Source organism: Mesorhizobium qingshengii (assembly GCF_900103325.1).
Lineage (GTDB): Bacteria > Pseudomonadota > Alphaproteobacteria > Rhizobiales > Rhizobiaceae > Mesorhizobium > Mesorhizobium qingshengii.
Genome location: NZ_FMXM01000014.1, coordinates 163,860 through 183,806 on the forward strand (window position 1 = coordinate 163,860; position 19,947 = coordinate 183,806).

Here is a 19,947-nt window from a genome sequence, read left to right on the forward strand (position 1 = left end):
AGCCGCAGCCCGTCTGGCGGCTTCAATGAAGTATGTTCCTACTTTGCCTTAACCTGGCATCGTCTGAGGAATTAACGAGACCTCCGTCCGAATTATTCCGATCAATCGCATTCCCACCGTCGAGATGTGTCAACGGGGTGGAAACCGCGGACCTCCTGGCGATGCTGTTCCTGCCGAAGGGGCTGATGCGGACTTTGGGGGCAGGGCGCGGACGGCCTGAGGGCACTGTCAAAACTCGACCATCTGACTGCCGCCATGGTTGAGAGGGGTGGACCGGCCAGGACCGGTCATTCCGCTCTGCGCCAGGGAAGGCGCGGACCAGGTCAGGAATCCATCATTCGAGTGCTCCGCGGGCGATCTCGGGCGGCGAGATGACGTGGGTGAGAGGGTGCAATTCCGGTTCAGTTTCGGCGTGCAAACGATCCTTGTGTTGTCCCTTCCTCTTTTAAGAAGACTCTAATTTAGATTTATAAAAACAAACTAATTTTAGATGTTGTTCTGTCGCGCAAACGTCACAGACTTGCCGTTACTCCCCTGTGTTAGCTTTTTAGTAGTCCTTCCGGCTATAAGCGCCTTGCGGGGGCAGTAATTTTCATGCTGCGTTCGGCTCTTCGGGGAATCAGGGGACCAGGGCATGACGCGGCGGTTTTTGAGGAGCGACGGGCCTACCACCATTACGACCCTTGCTGCCGCCCTAGCGCTGAGCGTTGCGCCCGCTTGGGCTGATGGCGGCAATGGCGCCGGCGCAGGTGCCGGACAAGGTGGCGTTGACGGCGCACTCTCAACCGCCACGGGTCAGGATGCCGCCAACGGCGCGACAGCCGGTGGTGGCGGTGGCGGCGTTGACCTCACGACCGGCAACGGCGCGCCGGGCGGTTCGGGTGGGACAGCAATAACATTTAACGCCCCAAACGGCGTTGCCGGTGCGACCGGCGCCACGGGCCAGGTCATTTCGACAAGCGGAACAATCTCAACCAGCGTCAGCGGTGGGACTGGCGGCCCGGGCTCCAATGGCGTGAGTGGCGTGGTCAGGGGCGGCGGCGGCGGCGGTGGCGGTGTCGGCGTCAGTGCCACGGCGGACACTGTCGTTACCGGCAGCGGATCGGTCACAGGCGGCACTGGCGGCCTTGGAGGCTCCAACTCCAATGGTGGCGGCGGTGGCGGTGGCGTCGGCGTGTTTTCATCGGCCAATGTTACCGTGGAAGCCGGCGGCAGCGTCACGGGTGGCGTTGGCGGCCGCGGAAGTTCGCAGAGCGGCGGCGGTGGTGGCGCAGCTGCTGTCGTCCTGACCGGCGGCGGGACAGTCCAGAACAGCGGAAATCTGGTTGGTGGAACTGGCGGAAGGACCCTCGCGGCGGCGGGCGGCGGCGACGGCGGAGCCGGCGTTCTGTTGCTTTCGGGCGGAACGGTCATCAACGGGACGGGGGCGACGATCACTGGCGGAACTGGCGGTCAGGCCGGGGCGGCCGGAACGGCCGGCGATGGCGGCGCGGGGATCAAGGGCGCCAACATCGCCATCATCAATGCGGGCACGATCAGCGGCGGCGCCGTCGGTGCGGGTGGTGGAACGCCGGTAGCCGGTAAAGCTATCGAGTTCACCGGCGGGGTCAATTCGCTGGAAATTCAGGCCGGCTCGATCATCGCGGGCAATGTGGTCGCTTTCGGCGCTGCCGATACTTTCAAGCTGGGCGGCGATAGCAACGCCAGTTTCGATGTGTCCCAGATCGGCGCTGGCGCCAAATATGACGGGTTCGGGTTTTACGAGAAGACCGGGAACAGCACCTGGACGCTGACGGGGACGACGACCGCCGTCACGCCCTGGACATTGACCGGCGGTATTCTGCAGATCTCGAGCGACAACAATTTGGGCGCCCCCTCGGGAGGCTTGACCTTCAATGGCGGCACGCTGGAAACCACCGCCGACATCACCAGTGCCCGGACCATCGCGCTGGCGGGAGGCGGAACGTTCCTGACCGATCCGAGCACGACCCTCACGCTTACCAATGTCATCTCCGGCGCAGGCGGCCTCATGAAAGCCGGCGACGGCACGCTGGTTTTGACAGGCGCCAACACCTACGCTGGCGGCACAACGATCACCGCCGGCACGCTGATCGGCGATGCGGCTTCGATCCGTGGCGATATCGGCAATGCCGGCATCGTCGTGTTCGACCAGACGGGGGACGCCAGCTTTGCCGGCGATATCTCCGGCACCGGCACGATGGTGAAGGACGGCGCCGGCACGCTGACGCTAACCGGCATCTCCGTGCTCGACTGGACCATCGACCAGGGTGGCCTCGTCTCGGCGGCCGAGCGCTTCGGCGGCGATGTCGCGATCGGCGCGGGCGCCTCCTTCACCTTCGACCAGGTCGCCGACGCCAGCTATGCCGGCGTGCTCTCGGGCGCCGGCACCTTCGTCAAGGACGGCCTGGGTATTCTGGTGCTCGCATCGGATAATTCCGCCTTCACGGGCGCCACGCCGGTCAACGGCGGCACGCTTGCCGCGGGCGCGGCGAACGCGTTCAGTTCCTCCTCGCAGTTTTCCGTCGCCTCGGGCGCCACGCTCGATCTCGCCGGCACCTCCCAGACGCTTGCCGGGCTGACCAACGCCGGAACGGTGCGCATCGCCGGCGGCGGCCTCGGCAACACGCTGACCATCAGCGGTGATTATGCCGGCAATGGCGGCACCGTCATCCTCAACACCGCGCTCGGTGGCGACGGTTCGGCGACCGACATGCTGGTCATCGCCGGCGACACATCCGGCACGGGCACGCTCCAGGTTGTGAATTTCGGCGGCGCGGGAGGCCAAACGGCCGAGGGCATCAAGATCGTCGACGTCGGTGGCGTCTCCAACGGCACCTTTTCGCTGAAGGGCGACTACACTTTCGAAGGCGATGCGGCGGTCGTCGGCGGCGCCTATGCCTACAGGCTGTACCAGGGCGGCACGAGCACGCCCGCCGACGGCGACTGGTATTTGCGCTCCGCCCTGATCGATGACGTCGGACCCGAAACTCCACTCTATCAGGCCGGCGCACCGCTCTACGAAGCCTATGCGGGCGTATTGCAGACCTTCAACCAGCTGGGCACGCTGGACCAGCGGCTCGGCAACCGATCCTGGACCGTCGAAGCGCAAGGCGCCGATGGGATCTCCGATGAGGTAAAGGCCGAGGCTGGCATCGGGCTGTGGGGCAGGATCGAAGGCACCAGCGGCTCTTACGATCCGGAAAGCTCCGCCACCGCAACGACTTACGACACCTCGACCTGGAGGCTGCAGACCGGCGCCGACATGCTCCTCTCCGACAGCACGGCCGGTCAGCTCATCGGCGGCGTCGCCTTCCAGTATGGCACGGTGTCCGCCGACGTCTCGTCGGTGTTCGGCAGCGGGTCGATCGATACCACCGGCACCGGTGTTTCCGGCTCGCTGACCTGGTACGGCGCGGAAGGCTTCTACCTCGACGGCCAGGCGCAGGTGATCTGGTACGACAGCAATCTCGACTCGGCGACCGCCGGACAGCGGCTTGCCGACGGCAACAACGGCGTCGGCTACGCGCTTGGTGTCGAAGCGGGCAAGCGCATCATGCTCGACCCGAGCTGGTCACTGACGCCGCAAGCGCAGCTTGCTTGGTCGTCCGTCGATTTCGACTCCTTCACCGACGCCTTCGGCGCAAGAGTTGCCTTGGGCAGTGGCGACAGCCTGCTCGGCCGCCTCGGCCTCTCGCTCGACCACCAGACGCAGTGGCAGGACCGGACCGGTCGCGGCGGCCGCACGAATGTCTACGGCCTCGCCAACCTTTACTACGATTTCGAGGATGGCTCGTCGGTCGACCTCGCCGGCAGCAGCCTCTCAAGCCGGAACGAGCAGCTGTGGGGCGGTCTCGGCATCGGCGGCACGATAAATTGGGCCGACGACAAATTCTCGGTCTTTGGCGAAGCCGTCGCCCGCACAGGCCTGAAAGATTTCGGTGACAGTTACGCGCTGACGGGCACGCTCGGCTTCCGGACCAAGTGGTGAAAACCGACAGGTTGCCGCGCACGCTGCTGCGCCAACGCCCGGCATGCGGCGTGCGCGACTTGCGCGCCGACCTGCGCTGAAGGGACAAGAACGAGCGGGGAGCTTGCCTTTGGCGTGGACGGCAATCGACGGCCGGTCCTCCGGCCGCCGCATCCATCGCCGCAGCTATTTGTTTTGACGCAGTTCCGGACGGAAAAGCGCTGCGCACTTTTCCTTGACCAGCTTTACTGATTGATCTCGGGCTCGACCAGCTTTGCCAGGTTCCGGAGCGATTCCTGCCAGCCGAGATAGCAGGCCTCGACCGGGATGACGTCCGGAATGCCGGCCTGGGTGATGTCGATTTCGGTGCCGACCGATACTTTTTTCAGGATCACGGTCACCTGGATCTCGCCGGGCAGGTTGGGATCGTCGAACCTGTCGGTGTAGCGCAGGCGCTCATTGGGAATGAGTTCGAGATACTCGCCGCCGAAGGCATGGCTGCCGCCTGTCGTGAAGTTGCGGAAGGACATCTTGAAGGTGCCACCGACCTCCGCCTCGAGGTGATGCACCGTGCAGGTGAAGCCGTTCGGCGGAAGCCACTTCGCCAGCGCGTCAGCCTCAACGAAGGCGCGATAGACCTTCTCCGGGGTGGTCGTCAGAACACGGTGCAAACGTACGGTGCCGGGCATATCCTGTCCTTTCATGATGCCTGTTCGATGCCCCAAGGACGAACGAGGCTTGACCAGTCCGACAGAGGCGCTCAGATTTTTCGAGGGCCCGGCCGCAAGCCTGTTCGATCGGCGTACACCGGTTCAGGCTGCTTTGGGACTCGATTTTGCGACGCCTGGCCCAATCGTCGCAAATGACGAACCGGATAGCCATTATGAGGAGAGTGTTTATAACGGTTCGCTGAGATCGCAATATCCAAGGGGAGACGATGCGCTACATACGTCCGCTTTCAATCGAAGATGCCGTTGGCCAATTGGCCGGATCGGCTGGCACGGCGGCCATTCTCGCCGGCGGCAGCGACCTCCTGGTGAGGATGAAGGGCGGTTTTGTCGAACCCGACCTGATCGTCGACATCAAGGCGATCGCCGGCCTGAGCGAGATCCGCGAAACGGCCGACGGCTTCAGCATAGGTGCTGCCGTCCCCTGCGCGGTGCTGGGAGAAAGCGCTGCCCTGAAGAAGGCATGGCCCGGCGTCGTCGAAGCCGCCAAGCTGATCGGCTCCAAGCAGGTGCAGGGACGCTGCACAATCGTCGGCAATCTCTGCAACGCCTCGCCGGCGGCCGACAGCGTGCCGGCGCTGGTCGCGGCCGGCGCCAGGGCATCGATCGTCGGGCCTGGCGGCAAACGCACGATCCCCGTCGGCAGCGTGCCGACCGGGCCGGGCAAGACATCGCTCGCCAAGGGCGAGATCATCGAGGCGATCCTGCTCGACAAGCGCGCACCGCGCTCGGGCGATGCCTATCTGCGGTTCATTCCCCGCACCGAGATGGATATCGCGGTGGTCAGCGCCGGCGTAAACCTGACGCTCGACGAGCACGGCGTCATCAAGGCGGCCCGCGTGGCGCTGGGTGCCGCCGCACCGACGGTGCTGCTGGTGGAAGAGGCGGCCGAGGCCCTCATCGGCAGGACGCTGGACGAAGCAGCACTCGAGCGGCTCGCCAAGGTCTGCTTCGGGGCCTGCCGCCCCATCGACGACAAGCGGGGCACCATCGAGTTCAGAAGGAAGGTTGCGGGTGTGCTGGCCAGGCGGGCCGCCACGACCGCCTATGCACGCGCAGGAGGCAAATGATGGCTGGTGTAGCAGTCTCAACGACAATCAACGGCGACAGCGTCGAGTACCTTTGCCAGCCGGACGAGACGCTGCTCGACGTGCTGCGCGATCGGCTCGGGCTGACGGGCGCCAAGGAAGGTTGCGGCACCGGCGACTGCGGCGCCTGCAGCATCATCCTCGACGACCGGCTGGTGTGCTCGTGCCTGGTGCTCGGCGCGGAAGCCGAGGGCCGGCGCGTCGAGACCATCGAGGGCATGGCGCATGGCGACAAGCTGCATCCGCTGCAGCAGAAGTTCCTCGAGCACGCAGCACTTCAATGCGGCATCTGCACGCCGGGCTTCCTGATCGCGGCCAAGGACCTCTTGGCCAAGAACCCCGATCCGACCGAGGAGGAAATCCGCTTCGGCCTCGCCGGGAACCTCTGCCGCTGCACCGGCTACGACAAGATCGTGCGCGCCGTCCAGGACGCGGCCACCGTGATGAAGGGAGCCTGAGATGAATTTCGATCCGCGTTTTTCGGGGCGTAAATTCACATCCGTCGGCACACGCCCGATCCGTCCCGACGGCGTCGACAAGGTGACGGGCCGCGCCCGCTACGGCGCCGACTTCAACATGGCCGGCCAGCTGGTCGGGCGGGTTCTGCGCAGCCCGCACGCGCATGCGAAAATCCGCAAGATCGACACGTCGAAGGCGGAGAAGCTTCCCGGCGTGAAGGCGGTGATCACCGCTGCGGATTTGCCCGACCTCACCGATGGCGATGCCGCCATGTACGACATCCTCGACAATTGCATGGCGCGCACCAAGGCGCTCTATGACGGCCATGCGGTGGCCGCGGTCGCGGCGGTCGACGCCCGCACGGCAAGGCAGGCGCTGAAGCTGATCGTGGTCGACTACGAGGTGCTGCCGCATGTCACCGATGTCGACGAGGCGATGAACCACCATGCGCCCCTGATCAACGACGCCATCTTCACCGAAGGGCTCGAGGAAAAGCCGGTAAAACCGTCCAACGTCACCAAGCGCAGCCAGTTTGGCCATGGCGATGTCCACCAGGGTTTCGGCCACGCCGATTTCATCGTCGAGCGCTCCTTCAAGACCGAACAGACGCACCAGGGCTATATCGAGCCGCACGCCTGCGTGGCGAGCGTCTCGTCCGACGGCACCGCCGATCTCTGGGTCTGCACGCAGGGCCATTTCGTCTATCGCCAGCACTGCGCCCAGCTGCTCGGCATGGAAGCCTCGAAGCTGCGCGTCACCTCGTCGGAGATCGGCGGCGGCTTCGGCGGCAAGACCCATGTCTGGGCCGAGCCGGTGGCACTCGCCCTGTCGCGCAAGGCCGGCCGCCCGGTCAAGCTGGTGATGACCCGCGACGAGGTGTTCCGCGCCTCGGGCCCGACCAGCGCCACCTCGATCGACATCAAGATCGGCGCCCGCAAGGACGGCACCATCACCGCCGCCGAAGCGACGCTGCGCTATTCCTGCGGCCCCTATGCCGGCTCCTGGGCCGAGATCGGCGCCATGACGGCGTTCGCCTGCTACAAGCTCGATAACGTCAAGACAGTCGGCTACGAAGTGCTGGTCAACCGGCCGAAGACCGCTGCCTATCGCGCGCCATCGGCACCGATGGCGGCGTTCGCGGTGGAAAGTGCGGTCGACGAACTGGCCAAGGAGATCGGCATGGATCCGGTCGAGTTCCGCATCAGGAACGCCGCGCAGGAAGGCACAAGGTCGTCCTACGGCCCGGTCTATGGCCCGATCGGCATCGGCCCGACGCTCGAGGCGGCGAAGAGCCACCCGCACATGAAGGCGCCGCTGGGCCCGAACCAGGGCCGTGGCATGGCCTGCGGCTTCTGGTTCAACTTCGGCGGCCAGACCTGCACCGACCTCAACATCGGCATGGACGGTTCGGTCTCGCTTGCCGTCGGCACGGTCGACGTCGGCGGTTCGCGCGCGTCACTGTCGCTGGTGGCGGCGGAGGAACTCGGCATCGCCTATGAGCATGTGAAGGCCATCGTCGCCGACACCTCCAGCCTCGGCTACAACGACATGACCGACGGCAGCCGCGGCACCTTCTCGTCCTCCATGGCGACGATCTCGGCCGCCCGCAACGCGATCAAGATCCTGCGCGAACGCGCCGCGCAGATGTGGGATATTGCCGTCGACGACGTGGTCTGGGAAAAGGGCCACGCGGTCGCCAAGGGCGAGAAGCACGGCAATCTCGGCAAGCTGTCGCTGAAGGAGATCGCCGCCGCTTCCGGCAAGACCGGCGGACCGATCGCCGGCCACAGCGAGCTCGTCGCCGACGGCGCGGGCGTCTCCTTCGCCACCCATATCTGCGATATCGAGGTCGACCCCGAGACGGGTTCGACCAGGGTCATCCGCTACACGGTGGTGCAGGATGCCGGCAAGGCGGTGCACCCGACCTATGTCGAGGGGCAGTACCAGGGCGGTGCCGCCCAAGGCATCGGCTGGGCGCTCAACGAGGAGTATATCTACGGCAAGGACGGGCGGCTGCAGAACCCCGGCTTCCTCGACTATCGCATCCCGGTCTGCTCCGACCTGCCGATGATCGACACGCAGATCCTCGAGATCCCCAATCCCAACCACCCCTATGGGGTGCGCGGCGTCGGCGAAACCTCGATCGTGCCGCCGCTGGCGGCGATCGCCAATGCGGTGTCGAACGCCGCCGGCGTGCGCATGACCCACATCCCGATGTCGCCGCCGCGCATCCTGGCGGCGATCGAGGCGGAACGGGGAGGCTAGAGCATGATGCCGAAAAGTGTGAAGCGGTTTTCGGATAACATCATGCTCCATCACGAATAGGGGTCGAGCGAATGGTCGAAGTCACGCTCTGGGGCGCGCTCGGCCAACTCGCCGGTGGCCAGAGCAAGGTCGAGATCGAGGCCAAGGACATCAGGGAGCTGTTCAGGAAACTGGCTGAACAGTATCCCGCCTTCGAGCCGCTGATCGACCGCGGCATCGCGGTGGCGATCGACGGGACGATCTATCGCGATACGTGGTCGAAGGAATTGCCGCAGGGGGCGGAGATTTTTCTGATGCCGAGGCTGGCGGGGGGGTGAAGGGGCAAGTGCCTCGCCAACGTTAACGTCAAGCTCTCGAACGTCTCGGTGGGGGCCGGAAGCGGACTTGCAGCTTAGAGCATACAAAAAGCGATGGCAGACATTCAAGCAGGTGGGACAGAAGTCTCCAACTGACCAAAATACGACAATCGACATCACGGCTGACAGGTCCGCCTGGACCAAAAACGGTCTTCGAAACAGATCTAAGCCAGTGGAGGGAATGGGATTGATCTCGCGCCCACGCTGGTCTTCAAATCCGATGCCTTGGCTAAGGCGCGTCTCGACTTAACAATTCGTGCAACGCTCCTTTAGGTTGTTGCTGTTATCTTCTCGTTGTACCAAACCCGCTGCGCAAGTCTTGGACGACGTGCACTAGACCGGTTCATCGTTTCATGGAAACGCCGAACCACTCTAACCCTTTGTTTTGACGCAATTCCGGACGGAAAACCGCTTCACACTTTTCCTGGAATTGCTCTGATGCACGGTGCCCGGAGCCTTTTGCCGACGAGACCTGACTGCCTCCAGCAGTTCGCGCTCGCTGGTGTGAGCATTTCGAAAAATGGACACAACCATCACCGCCAAGATTTCGGCATCCGGGTCCAAAGGGTCGAGGTTCTCATCCGAGCAGACCTGTTCGAACACGCGTTCGCAAATAGCCAGATCGTGAGGGCTCAGGCAGGTGCGATTGAAACGTCGACGCAGCATCTGGGCGAACCTTTCTGAGCCCGCCCCTTGCTTGCGGCGGGCTTTTGCTAATGAACCGCTGACGCTATGGAATTCTTAAGTCGATAATATCGTCCGCAGTGTATTGGAATCAGTTACCTGTTGCCTGATGATTCCTCTGTTAAGATTCCCAAAATCACCGCGCACTCGCGAGCTTTATACTGCCCAGCAATCATAAGTTGATAGTAATCTTGCCGTTTGTTTTCCGGAACGTGAAATCCTCTCCGAAATTCCGCCGCTTCCTTCGGAGTTCGAGTGCATCCGAGTTTACTGGCGGTAACTTTCAAACTCGCCAGTGAACATCCGATCCTCTCCGCAATAGCCTTCAACGGCTCGTTGTTACCGTATCCATCGAGAATTATCTTGCGTCGAGCCTCGCTGTTGAGCTTCATTTTCATTCCCGCGGCCTCCTCAACTACTATCTCACGATGCCAGATTCTTACGCATCAGGTTGAAGAGTGTCGTTAGCTTCGCATCCATAAACTTATCACGGAATGCATTTCTTGGTGTGATCCAGCGTGATCGCCGTTTCGGTCGACTCGAGTTCCGCCAGTCTTGCCAGATGCCTGAAGTACACCACATGATTGAGAGGGGCATGGGCATACCCGATTCGGATATGGCACCACGCGATGGACACTAAGAGGCAAGACGAGGCCCCAGCGAGGCAGCCGCGGGACCGTGATCGACGTCGTTGGCCGCGCGAAGGTCAACCTCACAATGAGGCTGCTCCGCCGCTCGGGCCGGCGCTCGAACCTCTGTCCTTTTCAACGCTCGAACTGGCCCCACGCGATCAATTCGCCGCTTGGCAAGTGCATATGGCGCCGCTTGTCGATGTCAGATTGCCGGATGACAAATCGCCGGACGATGGCTTTCCCGCCTCCCACACAGCTTGGAATCTCGGTGGAATGCTGATCGTTCAGCAGCGCGCGCCGGCACATAGCTACCTACGTTCCGCCGCCAAGCTCCGATCCAGTTCGATTGATCATTGGTATCTCGTCTTGCCACGTACTGGCCGGTCGTGGACGGAGGTCGATCGCCGCGTTGCGGAAAACCAGTCAGGCAAATTGGAGATCAGATCGCTTGGTTACCCGTTTCGCGGGAGAGCAACGGACTCGGAAAGTCTCTTTCTCTATCTGCCGCGTGATTTGTTCTCTGATGCGGCGTCAACCCTCGACGCAAAGAACAATTCAATTCTGTCCGGCAATTTTGCCAACCTCCTGGTCGACTACGTCAACAGCATCGAAGCAAGACTGCGCAGTCTCACGGCTGAAGATCTGCCCCGCATCGTACACGCAACACACAGCATGATCATTGCCTGTCTCGCGCCTCCGGCGGAACATGCCGCAGCCGCCGAACAATTGGCAAGTGTCGCGCTGATGGAGCGAGCGCGTCGATACGTCCAAAACAATCTGGATGCGGTTCATCTGACACCGGATTCAATGTGCCGGGCGCTCGGCGTATCGCGCTCTCGTCTCTATCAGTTGTTCGAACCGAGCGGTGGTGTTCTCCATTACATACAAAGTCGCCGCCTTCTGGCGGCCCATGTTGCGCTTAGCGATCCGGCGGACAGCCGGCGAATTGTTGATATTGCCGAGGCCTTCGGGTTTAGTTCAGCGGCTAATTTCAGTCGAGCATTCAGCAAGGAATTCGGTTACAGCCCCCGCGATGGCCGCAGCACTGTGGTGTTGCCGCGCCCCGCCCACTCTGTCTCGCTTGCTGAACAAGAGAGGGCCTCTTCCTTTGAAGGTTGGCTCAAAGCGCTCGGAAGCTGAGTGCAGGATCGGCGATGGTTGAAAAGGGGAGGGCTCAAAACAGGGGCGGGGAAGGCCACGACGCCTAACGCACCAGAATATTTCGTGTCGCGTCCACCACGCCAGTAATCACATCGCCAATTCTCGCCATTTGCCAATTTATTAACCAAATGGGACTGTTCGTCGTTATCGCCGCCAATCAAAGTGGAGCATGCATTGCAACTACGCCGAATGCGGCACTTGTTAAGACTGCAAGCCGAAAGTTTGCCAAGCTTGACAGTTATGCTATTCCTGGACTGGGGGACGTGGATTCGCACCGCCTATGGAGGTGGCTCTTGCACCCAGAGGCATCAGGCGTCGGCACGGAGAGTGAGGGGCCTTCCTCAAGCGATGTTCCACGTCCCGACGAAGCGCTTCTCGCTGACCTTTTGGCGAACACGACTGAACTTTTGTCGTTCTATGACCGCGACTTCTGTCTGACGCACTACGCAATCAAGCTCAAAGGCGTGTACGGAAGCGCAGTGGCGCCGGGTGCAGCCGTTTGGGAGATCTACCCGAGCTTCCTCGATGCGAGGTATCGCGACGAATTTCTTCGTGTGTTCCACGGCGGCTCACCGGCAAGCATCGATTTGCCGCGATCACCCGGCGAAGCGCCGCGGTCCGCTTTCGTTTTCGCCACTGCAAACGGCGTGGGAATCATCGAATCAAGGGAGCGCGGCGGGCGGAGCGTAGCCGAGGAGCAAGAGCATGTAGTTCTGCTCCATCAGGCGACGCACGACGTGCTGACCGGACTGCAGAATCGGCGGCGATTCGGCGAGCGGCTGCAGCAAGCACTAGCGGCCCTCGGCGAACCAAAGCCGAAAGCCGCCCTGCTGCAGATCGACCTTGACGATTTCAAAGCGGTCAACGACACGCTCGGCCACGGAGCAGGCGATACGCTTCTTCAGCTCGCGGCGGGTCGCATCCGCGACGCGCTGCAGGACGGCGAATCCGCGTACCGGTATGCCGGCGATGAGTTCGCTGTCATCCAATTGGGAAAGGAGCAGCCAGCAGAAGCTGAGCGCCTCGCCGGATTGCTGATCGACGCGTTCAAGGATCCGTTCATCATCAACGGCATTCCCGTCTTCGTCGGCTCGAGTATCGGAATCGCTTTCGGGCCGGAACACGGGACCGATGGCGAGCAGCTGATGAAAGCCGCTGACATTGCTCTTTACGCAGCCAAGACAGACGGACGCGGCTGCGCTCGAACATTCAACCGTTCAATGCTGCTCTTGCTCGAGCAACGCGAGAATCTGAGGCGCAGCCTTCGAACCGCGCTGGAGCGGGGTGAGCTTTATCTGGAGTATCAGCCGCTCATTCGGCCTCCCTCGTCGGTGATCGGTTTCGAAGCGCTACTGCGGTGGCGGCACTCCGAGATCGGAATCATTCCTCCCAGCGTGTTCATACCGATCGCCGAAGCCGACGGTCTGATGGACCAGATTGGACGATGGGTGCTCGAGGAAGCCTGTCGCCAGGCATTGACCTGGCCTTCCTCACTGACAGTCGCAGTCAACCTCTCGCCGGCTCAGTTCCTTAGCGGCACGCTGACAGACACGGTCGCTCAGATCATCGACGCAGTTGGAATCCGGGCCGACAGACTTGAACTTGAGATAACTGAGACGGTTCTTCTTGAAAAGACGATCGACAATATCGACACGCTAAATACTCTGAATGTCTTAGGAATACGAATTTCGCTCGACGATTTTGGAACATACTATTCGTCGTTGAGTTACCTCAAGAACTTTCCATTCGACACATTGAAGATAGACCAATACTTCATTGCAGACCTAGACACGGATCTCAAGAGCCAGACGATCGTCCGATCGATCATAAGTCTGGCGCACGGCCTGGGAATAAGCGTCACCGCCGAGGGGGTCGAGACGTCGGGACAGGCACGGTGGCTGATCAAGGAGAACTGCGATTGCCTGCAGGGCAATTTCCTAGGTCGGCCGCTCGGAGCCGAGGCAACCAACGATTTCATCAGGCGGTCCCCGCTGAGGGTGGTACGAGCGATGGAGGAATCAAATCGAGCGGTCTAGCGCCCTGCACCCTTTGTTAACGATGAAGTGGAGATTCGTAGAAACGATCAAGACAGATACCGCGCAATCCTTCGAGTCGGTGCGAGACTGACTCATGACGGGGGCGCGGTGAAGTTTTCCGCCTCGGAGGTCATCGCCCCACCAGGGCTCAATACTGACGGAACAAGGGAGGATGCCGATGGGACCTGTTCAACATGACCTAGCTGGCGAGCCGACTTTTGAGCCCATGATCCAGATCGACATGGAAATCAAAGGTTTCGTCTCCGCCTGGAGACACTGCGATTATGTCTCGACATACATGGCCCGCATGATCAGTCAAAATAGATCAGACTCGGTCCGGCATTCAAATCTCTTTTCTTCTGCCTTTAACGAACTGCTAGAAGTCGCGTTTCGTACCCGCCATGCTGACGGCGAACTGGCATGCAGGGTGTCTCGCCATGGCGCGACGGACAGGATCGAGTTGACATTCCCCTGCGTGCCGGAGGAGCGCCAATTCTACGAAGAGGCCGTCTCGCAAGTCGCAGGAACGGAGGCCAGGGAGCGATACCTTAATTCGGTGTCTGGGGATCTCGCGCCCAGCCGGGAGATCGTACTCCTGGAACTGGCTGTCGACTACAACGCGACACTCAGGGTCGAGGAAGCCGACGGCGATGTGATCAGGCTCGTCGTGGATCTTCCGCTTGAGGGCCTGCAACATTGAGCCCTTACGACCTTCTCCCACGCTTCAAGGCGCAATACGACGCCAACAACCAGGAGTTCTCCATATCCGGGGTGGTCCGGCCTCAGGCGATCGATGAGCTTGGGCCCAGCATCGCATTGCTTCGTGACGCGATCGGCCGCGTGCGGGGCGTTCTCTACGTCAATGTCAGACGCCTAACGCAGATGAACAACGCTGCATTTCACGCCTTTTCGAGGATCATCATCGACGCCTGCCGCGCTCGACCCGATCTCAAATTCGTCGTCATCACGTCAAGCGTCGTCGGATGGACCTCGCGAAAATTCGGTCGCTTGAGCGGAATCGAACCGAACATCACGGTCGAGGAGTATGACAGCGAATTCTATCCGGGGCAGGGCTTCCTCGAGGAAGGCGGGTTCGTACCGATCCTGCGCTCACAGACGAAGATGACCTGGCGCCACGAGCGCGCAATCTTGCCAAGACACGGCATGAGGCAGGGGATCGTCATGGCCGACATCTGTTGCGGGATCGGTGATTTCGCCGTGCTCGTGCAGAAGGAGTTCCAGCCATCGCGGATCGTCGCCCTCGACCATTCCATATCAAGCCTGAACTACGCTCGACAGGTGATGCGAGAGTTCGATATCCGGGGAATCGAATATACTTATGGCGATGCGTCGGAGATGCTGCTCGACGAAGCGCAGTTCGATCTGGTGACCTGCCGGCATTCCCTTCAGATCTTCAATCGGCCTGAACTCATCCTCAAGGAGCTCTACCGCATTTGCAAGCCGGGTGGGCGGGTCTACATCACCAATGAGAAGAATTCGCACTGCCTCGGCGAGCCGCGCGCCGAAAGCATTCGTTGGACCTACAACGAGGTGGCGAAGCTGTTCGGGCATTTCGAGATGGACGTCGAGCTTGGGCCCAAGAGCCGGCGATATCTGATGGAAGCCGGATTCGAAGACATCCGTGTCGAGACCTTCATGGTCACTAACCTGGACGGCGATCCGCAGGATTTCGCCGATGTCATTGCGGCCTGGGCGGATGTCTATGCGGGCGAGATGGCGACCAGGCGCGGCGATGGAGCGGAGTTCGTCGCACGGTTCCGGCAGGGCTTCCAGGACCACATTTTCGCTGCGCTCCACCCCAAGGGTTATGCGGGTTGGCCGATCTGGGTCGCATCGGGGCGAAGGCCGCAATGAACGCCGACAATGAACCTGCACCGCGCTTCGGCCTGCGCTCCTTTCGAGCGAAATTCGTATTGGTCGTTGGCGGCGCCGTACTGTTCGACCTCCTGCTGAGCGGTGGTCTGGCGCTTTGGAACGTCCAAAAGCTGTCGCGCGACGCCACGTCGGAAGTCGGTGAGGGCCTGACGACCGCAAACCAGGAGTACATTCGTTCCTATGCCCAATCGACGGCGTTGAGCGTCGACCTGCTTCTCGATCGGGTTCATGGCGACGTCAAGGCGCTGGCCGGCGTGCTGCAGGCCCAGATCGACGATCCGACGAGGCAGCAACAGGTCGGAGCGACGCTTTCGCATGAAGCGCCCGGCTCCGTGAAGGTCGTCTACGACGCGCAGGGAGATTGGGCGCAGAACCTGCCGGGCGCGCCTTCGGTGGTAAGCGTTTGGGGCTACCTGCTGGGTGCCGACCACACTCCGCTGCCGAGCGTTCAGAAGGAAATAGAAGACAGTACCGTGATCGATCTCGTCGCGCCGACGCTCATGGCCAGCGGGTCGTCCAAACTGCAGATGTACTATATTGGCCCAAAAGAACGGCCGATCTTCAGGACGGTTCCGTATACGGACCAGGCACAGACCTTCGACAAGCTCTATCCGGGCCACAACAAGGCGGAGTTCTGGGAGTTCTTCTTTCCGGGGATCTATGGTTCATGGCAGCAATGGGCCGGGGATGCAGCCTCTCGTCCCGTCCCTGACGACATTACCCAGACAGCGCCTTACACCGATGCAATCACGGGAAAGCTGATCGTCAGCTTTTTCCACCCGCTGTGGACGCGCGATCGCACCGGTATCGCCGGCACGGCTGGGGCGGACATCACTCTCGACCAGCTCGCGGAAGTCGTCGAACGTGTGAAGATCGCTGAAACCGGGTTCGGCTTCCTCACGATGTCGACTGGCAATGTGGTGGCGATCAATCCGTCGGGCCAGGCGATCATCGGCCTGACTTCATCAAGCGATGCGGGCACGCAAGGCGTCACCGGCCTGGAGAGATCCCTGCGGGGAAGTACGCAGCCGGCAATCGCGTCGCTGCCTCTCGACCAGAACAATGACGGCGTCATTCAGCATATCATGCTCGACAACAAGGGCGAGCGCGTACCCTACATCGTCGTCCTCAAGAGATTGAAACCGACCAATCTGTGGAGTTCGGGACCGATCAAGTCCGAAACGATGTCAGTCGGGATCATCGTTCCCGAACGGGAGATCTACGCGTCCCTGTTCGCCGCGCAGGAGAGTATTTCGCGCGCAACCAATCGTATCCTGCTCTTTCAGATCGGTGCGATCATCGTTTCACTTCTGATAGTTTTCGCGGCCGTGCTCGGAATTTCGAAGCGGATCACTGCGGGCCTCAGGGCGCTTGCCAGCGCCGCCCAGCGGCTTCAGACCAAGGACTATTCAGTCCGCGTGAACATTCCGACGCGCGACGAGGTTGGAGCGGCAGGGATCGCTTTCAACCGCATGGCTGAGCAGATCAGCTTTCACACGGAAAACCTCGAGCAACTCGTCGACGAACGAACCAGGGAGCTCGGGGACGCCAATCAGCAGATTTCTGCACTCAACGAAAAGCTGCGGGACGAGAACGTCCGCCTCGGCGCCGAGCTCGCGGTTGCCAGGCAGATCCAGTTGATGGTCCTGCCGAAACCATTCGAACTCGAAGCGATTCCGGGGCTAGAGATCGCAGCCTACATGCGGCCGGCCGACGAGGTCGGCGGTGACTACTACGACGTCCTGCAGAACGGGTCACGGGTCAAGATCGGCATCGGCGACGTTACCGGTCATGGTCTCGAGAGCGGCGTGCTGATGCTGATGGTCCAATCCGTTGCACGCGCGTTGCAGGAGACCAACGAGGGGGATCCGCACCAGTTTCTGGACCGGCTGAACAGAGCGATCTACAAGAACATCGAGCGGACGAACACCGGCAAGCATCTCTCGCTGGCCTTTCTTGACTTCGAGGATGAGCGGGTAACGCTATCCGGCCAGCATGAGGACGTTCTTGTCGTGCGTGCGGACGGGGAAGTCGAACGCATCGATACGATTGATCTGGGTCTGCCGGTTGGCCTGGAGAATGACATCTCGAAGTTCATCGACACGCGTGACATCCTGTTCGAGAGTGGCGACGTGATCGTGCTGCACACCGACGGTGTGACCGAGGCGGAGGACCAGGACAAAAGGCTATTCGGGCTCGAGCGCCTCTGCCAGAGCGCAAAAAAACGTTACGGCGGGAGCGCCGAGGAAATCAAGACCGGGATCATCGAGGATCTAATGGCCCATATCGGAGTCCAGAAGATCCATGACGACATCACCCTCGTGATCATAAGGCACAGATAGGAATGACAACGCTGTTCGGGACCCCTGACATTGCAATCGGGATGAAGGAGAGCGTCAGTCGCGTGCGGCTGTTCGACGGACCTCTCGACTTGAGTTGGCGTCATTGTGCCACGACCTCGGACTTCATCGCCGATCTTTTCGCGTTGCGCTTCCGGTCGTCCCGCAATGACTACATGGAAGTGCGGCACAGCATCGGATATCTGGTCAACGAACTCATCGAGAACGCCGTCAAGTTTCGCGCACCGGGCGAGATCGTGATCGAGGCGTCGATGGATTCGGAGTGCTTCAAGCTCAAGGTGTCGAATGACGTCGATGGTGAAAACGCGTCCGAGTTCAAAAGCCTCCTGGCGGACATCACGGTTGGCGACCCCAGAGACCTGCTGATACAGAAAATTGAAGCGAATGCCGCGAACCCCGACGTGTCAGGCTCCGGACTCGGATTGCTGACGTTGATGAGCGACTATGGCGCGCGCCTGGCCTGGATATTCAGCTCGGCCGAAGAAAGCGATCGGATTTGCCTGGAGACATATGCCTCCATTCCGATCTCGCAAACGCGCAACTAGAGGAAACGAAGCCAGGCCATGGAAATCAAGACAGACGACTACCGCGTGTGGAATGAAGGAAGCGATATTTTCTTCGACGGCGCAATGCGGCTTGCCAGTTCCGAAGCCGGTGCGCCCATCACGGCTTTGGCGACCAGCGTTCTTGCCTCAAATCCCTCTTCCATTACGCTCAATCTGAAAGACCTTCACTTTCTCAACTCTTCCGGCATCAACCTGCTGGCGAAATTCACCATCGAGGTGCGCAAGCATCCCGATGTTCGACTCGTCGTGCGTGGAACGCCCGACATACCCTGGCAATCGAAATCATTGCCGAACCTGAAGAAGCTGCATCCCGCTCTGGTGCTTTTGATGGACTAAGGTCTGTGAGGCCGGCCTGCGAATGGCGGCTTCCTGCGCTTCCTGTACTCACGTAGCTAAACGTACGCTCCGTTCCGGTTCTCGGAAACCACCATTCTCGGCTCGGCCTGACCTGAATCTCAACAGACCTTTATCAGGTCGCCCGAAATCAGCCTACGGACTGCGTACTGCAAGAGTGCCGCACCGAGTGAGATATGTACTCCATGACAAGTATTTGGATGCGAAGGTAACGACAATTCGGCCTGGTGCGCAGATGCTGGCAATTGCTCGGCGGGGGCTCGGCACAGGCGGCAGGCGTCCATGTTGGGGGGATGTCGGGCTGCCTGTGCCGATTAGCCGCCGCTGCGCGATCAAAGGTGGCGTCATTGAGTAAGCGTGCCAAGGTGACCGGCGGCCGGCTGGAGTTCATTCCGCCGCAGATCCCGACTCGGGTCGAGGAGCCACCCGGAGATGAGGGGTGGGTTCACGAGGTCAATCTTGACGGCTACCGAACGCAGATCATCATCGATAAAGGCGGCGTGCGCCTTTACAGCAAGAACGGCCGTGACTGGACCACCAAATATTGGCCCATCGCGCTGGCTGTCGAGCTGCCATGCCGGGCCGCCATTATCGACGGCGATGTCATTGTGCCGGACGAGCAGAGCGCTCACGATTGCCCTTCGCTGGAAGCCGCGATCTGGAACGAACCGAGCCGGCTCGCGTTCGTCGCGTTCGACATCCTCCATCTCGACGGTCGCAATCTAGTCTCCTTGCCCCTCCTGCAGCGCAAGCAGGCGCTATGGCAACTGGTTAAGCACGGACTCGGCAAGATCCAGTACAGCGAGCATTTCGAGGGCAGTGCGCCAGCGATCTTTCGCGCCATCGAGAAGGTGGGGCTCAAGAGCATCATCTCGAAGCGCGCCGACAGCAGCTACAAGAGCGGACCGTCGAACACATGGTTGAAGGCCAAATACTTCGAGGATGCCGATTTCTGAGCATCGACGACGCTTCTGGCGCAACCGCGGCCTCAGCGCAGGCACCAGCAATGTCCGCTTTTGGTAGACGTTCAAGCTGGCATGACCGATATGAGGCGGTGGGTTCAATAGGTCGCCGCAACACTCTTAATCTGAGAGGATGAGGAGGTGTTGCATGGTGACGTCACGGATCTGGTTTACGTCAGCGCAGAAGGCCGAGCTTTGGGAGCGATGGAAGCAAGGTCAGAGCATTTCGTCGATCTCGCGGGCACTGGACCGCCGGAACAAGACCGGCGTTCAGCGGATCGTATCCTTACACGGCGGCATTGCTCCGTCAGCAAGGCGTAGAGCGGCCTCGGCGCTCGGGCTGGCGGAGCGCGAAGAAATCTCTCGCGGGATCGCGGCGGGTCTCGCAATCCGCGCTATTGCACGAAGTCTC

16 protein-coding genes and 1 pseudogene are annotated in these 19,947 nt (G+C 61.2%); 14 read left to right on the forward strand and 3 right to left on the reverse strand.

All coding sequences use genetic code 11. The features are described from left to right. Positions 1 to 634: 634 nt before the first annotated feature. Positions 635 to 4,009, forward strand: coding sequence for an autotransporter family protein (locus BLS48_RS22070; RefSeq protein ID WP_091582039.1), 3,375 nt, complete (start codon positions 635 to 637; stop codon positions 4,007 to 4,009). Between the two features lie 224 nt (positions 4,010 to 4,233). Here the strand turns inward: BLS48_RS22070 and BLS48_RS22075 are convergent, their stop codons facing one another. Further along, complete coding sequence (locus tag BLS48_RS22075; RefSeq protein ID WP_091582126.1) at positions 4,234 to 4,677, reverse strand: SRPBCC family protein; 444 nt, start codon at positions 4,675 to 4,677, stop codon at positions 4,234 to 4,236. Positions 4,678 to 4,925: 248 nt separating this feature from the next. Here BLS48_RS22075 and BLS48_RS22080 point away from each other — a divergent pair, with 248 nt between their 5' ends. The 4 genes from BLS48_RS22080 (at position 4,926) to BLS48_RS22095 (ending at position 8,845) form a co-directional block, all read left to right on the forward strand. After that, entirely contained in the window at positions 4,926 to 5,786 is an 861-nt protein-coding gene (locus BLS48_RS22080) for an FAD binding domain-containing protein (protein WP_091582042.1), read from the forward strand. Continuing rightward, a complete protein-coding gene (locus BLS48_RS22085; RefSeq protein WP_091582045.1) occupies positions 5,786 to 6,262 on the forward strand; it encodes a (2Fe-2S)-binding protein in 477 nt (158 codons plus the stop codon). The genes BLS48_RS22080 and BLS48_RS22085 overlap by 1 nt, the downstream gene beginning before the upstream one ends. A 1-nt stretch (position 6,263) precedes the next feature. Beyond that, entirely contained in the window at positions 6,264 to 8,528 is a 2,265-nt protein-coding gene (locus tag BLS48_RS22090; RefSeq protein ID WP_091582048.1) for a xanthine dehydrogenase family protein molybdopterin-binding subunit, read from the forward strand. A gap of 71 nt (positions 8,529 to 8,599) precedes the next feature. Next, entirely contained in the window at positions 8,600 to 8,845 is a 246-nt protein-coding gene (locus tag BLS48_RS22095; RefSeq protein ID WP_091582051.1) for a MoaD/ThiS family protein, read from the forward strand. Positions 8,846 to 9,256: 411 nt separating this feature from the next. On the opposite strand, the gene BLS48_RS35070 is transcribed toward BLS48_RS22095, so the two are convergent. Then, positions 9,257 to 9,550, reverse strand: a complete 294-nt coding sequence (locus BLS48_RS35070) for a hypothetical protein (RefSeq protein WP_143019463.1) — start codon at positions 9,548 to 9,550, stop codon at positions 9,257 to 9,259. A gap of 113 nt (positions 9,551 to 9,663) precedes the next feature. Further along, positions 9,664 to 9,966, reverse strand: coding sequence for a hypothetical protein (locus BLS48_RS22105; RefSeq protein ID WP_091582056.1), 303 nt, complete (start codon positions 9,964 to 9,966; stop codon positions 9,664 to 9,666). Positions 9,967 to 10,197: 231 nt separating this feature from the next. Here BLS48_RS22105 and BLS48_RS22110 point away from each other — a divergent pair, with 231 nt between their 5' ends. The 9 genes and pseudogenes from BLS48_RS22110 to BLS48_RS35970 all read left to right on the forward strand — a co-directional run. Beyond that, complete coding sequence (locus tag BLS48_RS22110) at positions 10,198 to 11,340, forward strand: helix-turn-helix domain-containing protein (RefSeq protein WP_091582059.1); 1,143 nt, start codon at positions 10,198 to 10,200, stop codon at positions 11,338 to 11,340. A gap of 407 nt (positions 11,341 to 11,747) precedes the next feature. Then, positions 11,748 to 13,397: a putative bifunctional diguanylate cyclase/phosphodiesterase gene (locus BLS48_RS22115; RefSeq protein ID WP_091582128.1), complete on the forward strand. Its 1,650-nt coding sequence runs from the start codon at positions 11,748 to 11,750 to the stop codon at positions 13,395 to 13,397. 226 nt (positions 13,398 to 13,623) lie between these two features. Beyond that, on the forward strand, positions 13,624 to 14,097 hold the full coding sequence (locus BLS48_RS22120) for a ubiquinone biosynthesis methyltransferase UbiE (RefSeq protein WP_244529755.1): 474 nt from the start codon (positions 13,624 to 13,626) through the stop codon (positions 14,095 to 14,097). After that, on the forward strand, positions 14,094 to 15,272 hold the full coding sequence (locus BLS48_RS22125; RefSeq protein WP_091582065.1) for a class I SAM-dependent methyltransferase: 1,179 nt from the start codon (positions 14,094 to 14,096) through the stop codon (positions 15,270 to 15,272). Before BLS48_RS22120 ends, BLS48_RS22125 begins: the two co-directional genes overlap by 4 nt. Then, positions 15,269 to 17,635 carry a SpoIIE family protein phosphatase gene (locus tag BLS48_RS22130; RefSeq protein ID WP_091582130.1) on the forward strand — a complete coding sequence of 789 codons (2,367 nt, stop codon included), beginning with the start codon at positions 15,269 to 15,271 and terminating at the stop codon, positions 17,633 to 17,635. Before BLS48_RS22125 ends, BLS48_RS22130 begins: the two co-directional genes overlap by 4 nt. Positions 17,636 to 17,637: 2 nt before the next feature. Continuing rightward, positions 17,638 to 18,198: a slr1658 superfamily regulator gene (locus tag BLS48_RS22135; RefSeq protein WP_167365187.1), complete on the forward strand. Its 561-nt coding sequence runs from the start codon at positions 17,638 to 17,640 to the stop codon at positions 18,196 to 18,198. Between the two features lie 18 nt (positions 18,199 to 18,216). After that, entirely contained in the window at positions 18,217 to 18,555 is a 339-nt protein-coding gene (locus BLS48_RS22140; protein ID WP_091582067.1) for a slr1659 superfamily regulator, read from the forward strand. Between the two features lie 263 nt (positions 18,556 to 18,818). Then, a complete protein-coding gene (locus tag BLS48_RS22145) occupies positions 18,819 to 19,529 on the forward strand; it encodes an ATP-dependent DNA ligase (RefSeq protein ID WP_244529756.1) in 711 nt (236 codons plus the stop codon). A gap of 154 nt (positions 19,530 to 19,683) precedes the next feature. Next, positions 19,684 to 19,947 (forward strand): annotated as a pseudogene (locus tag BLS48_RS35970) (helix-turn-helix domain-containing protein); the annotation flags it as partial.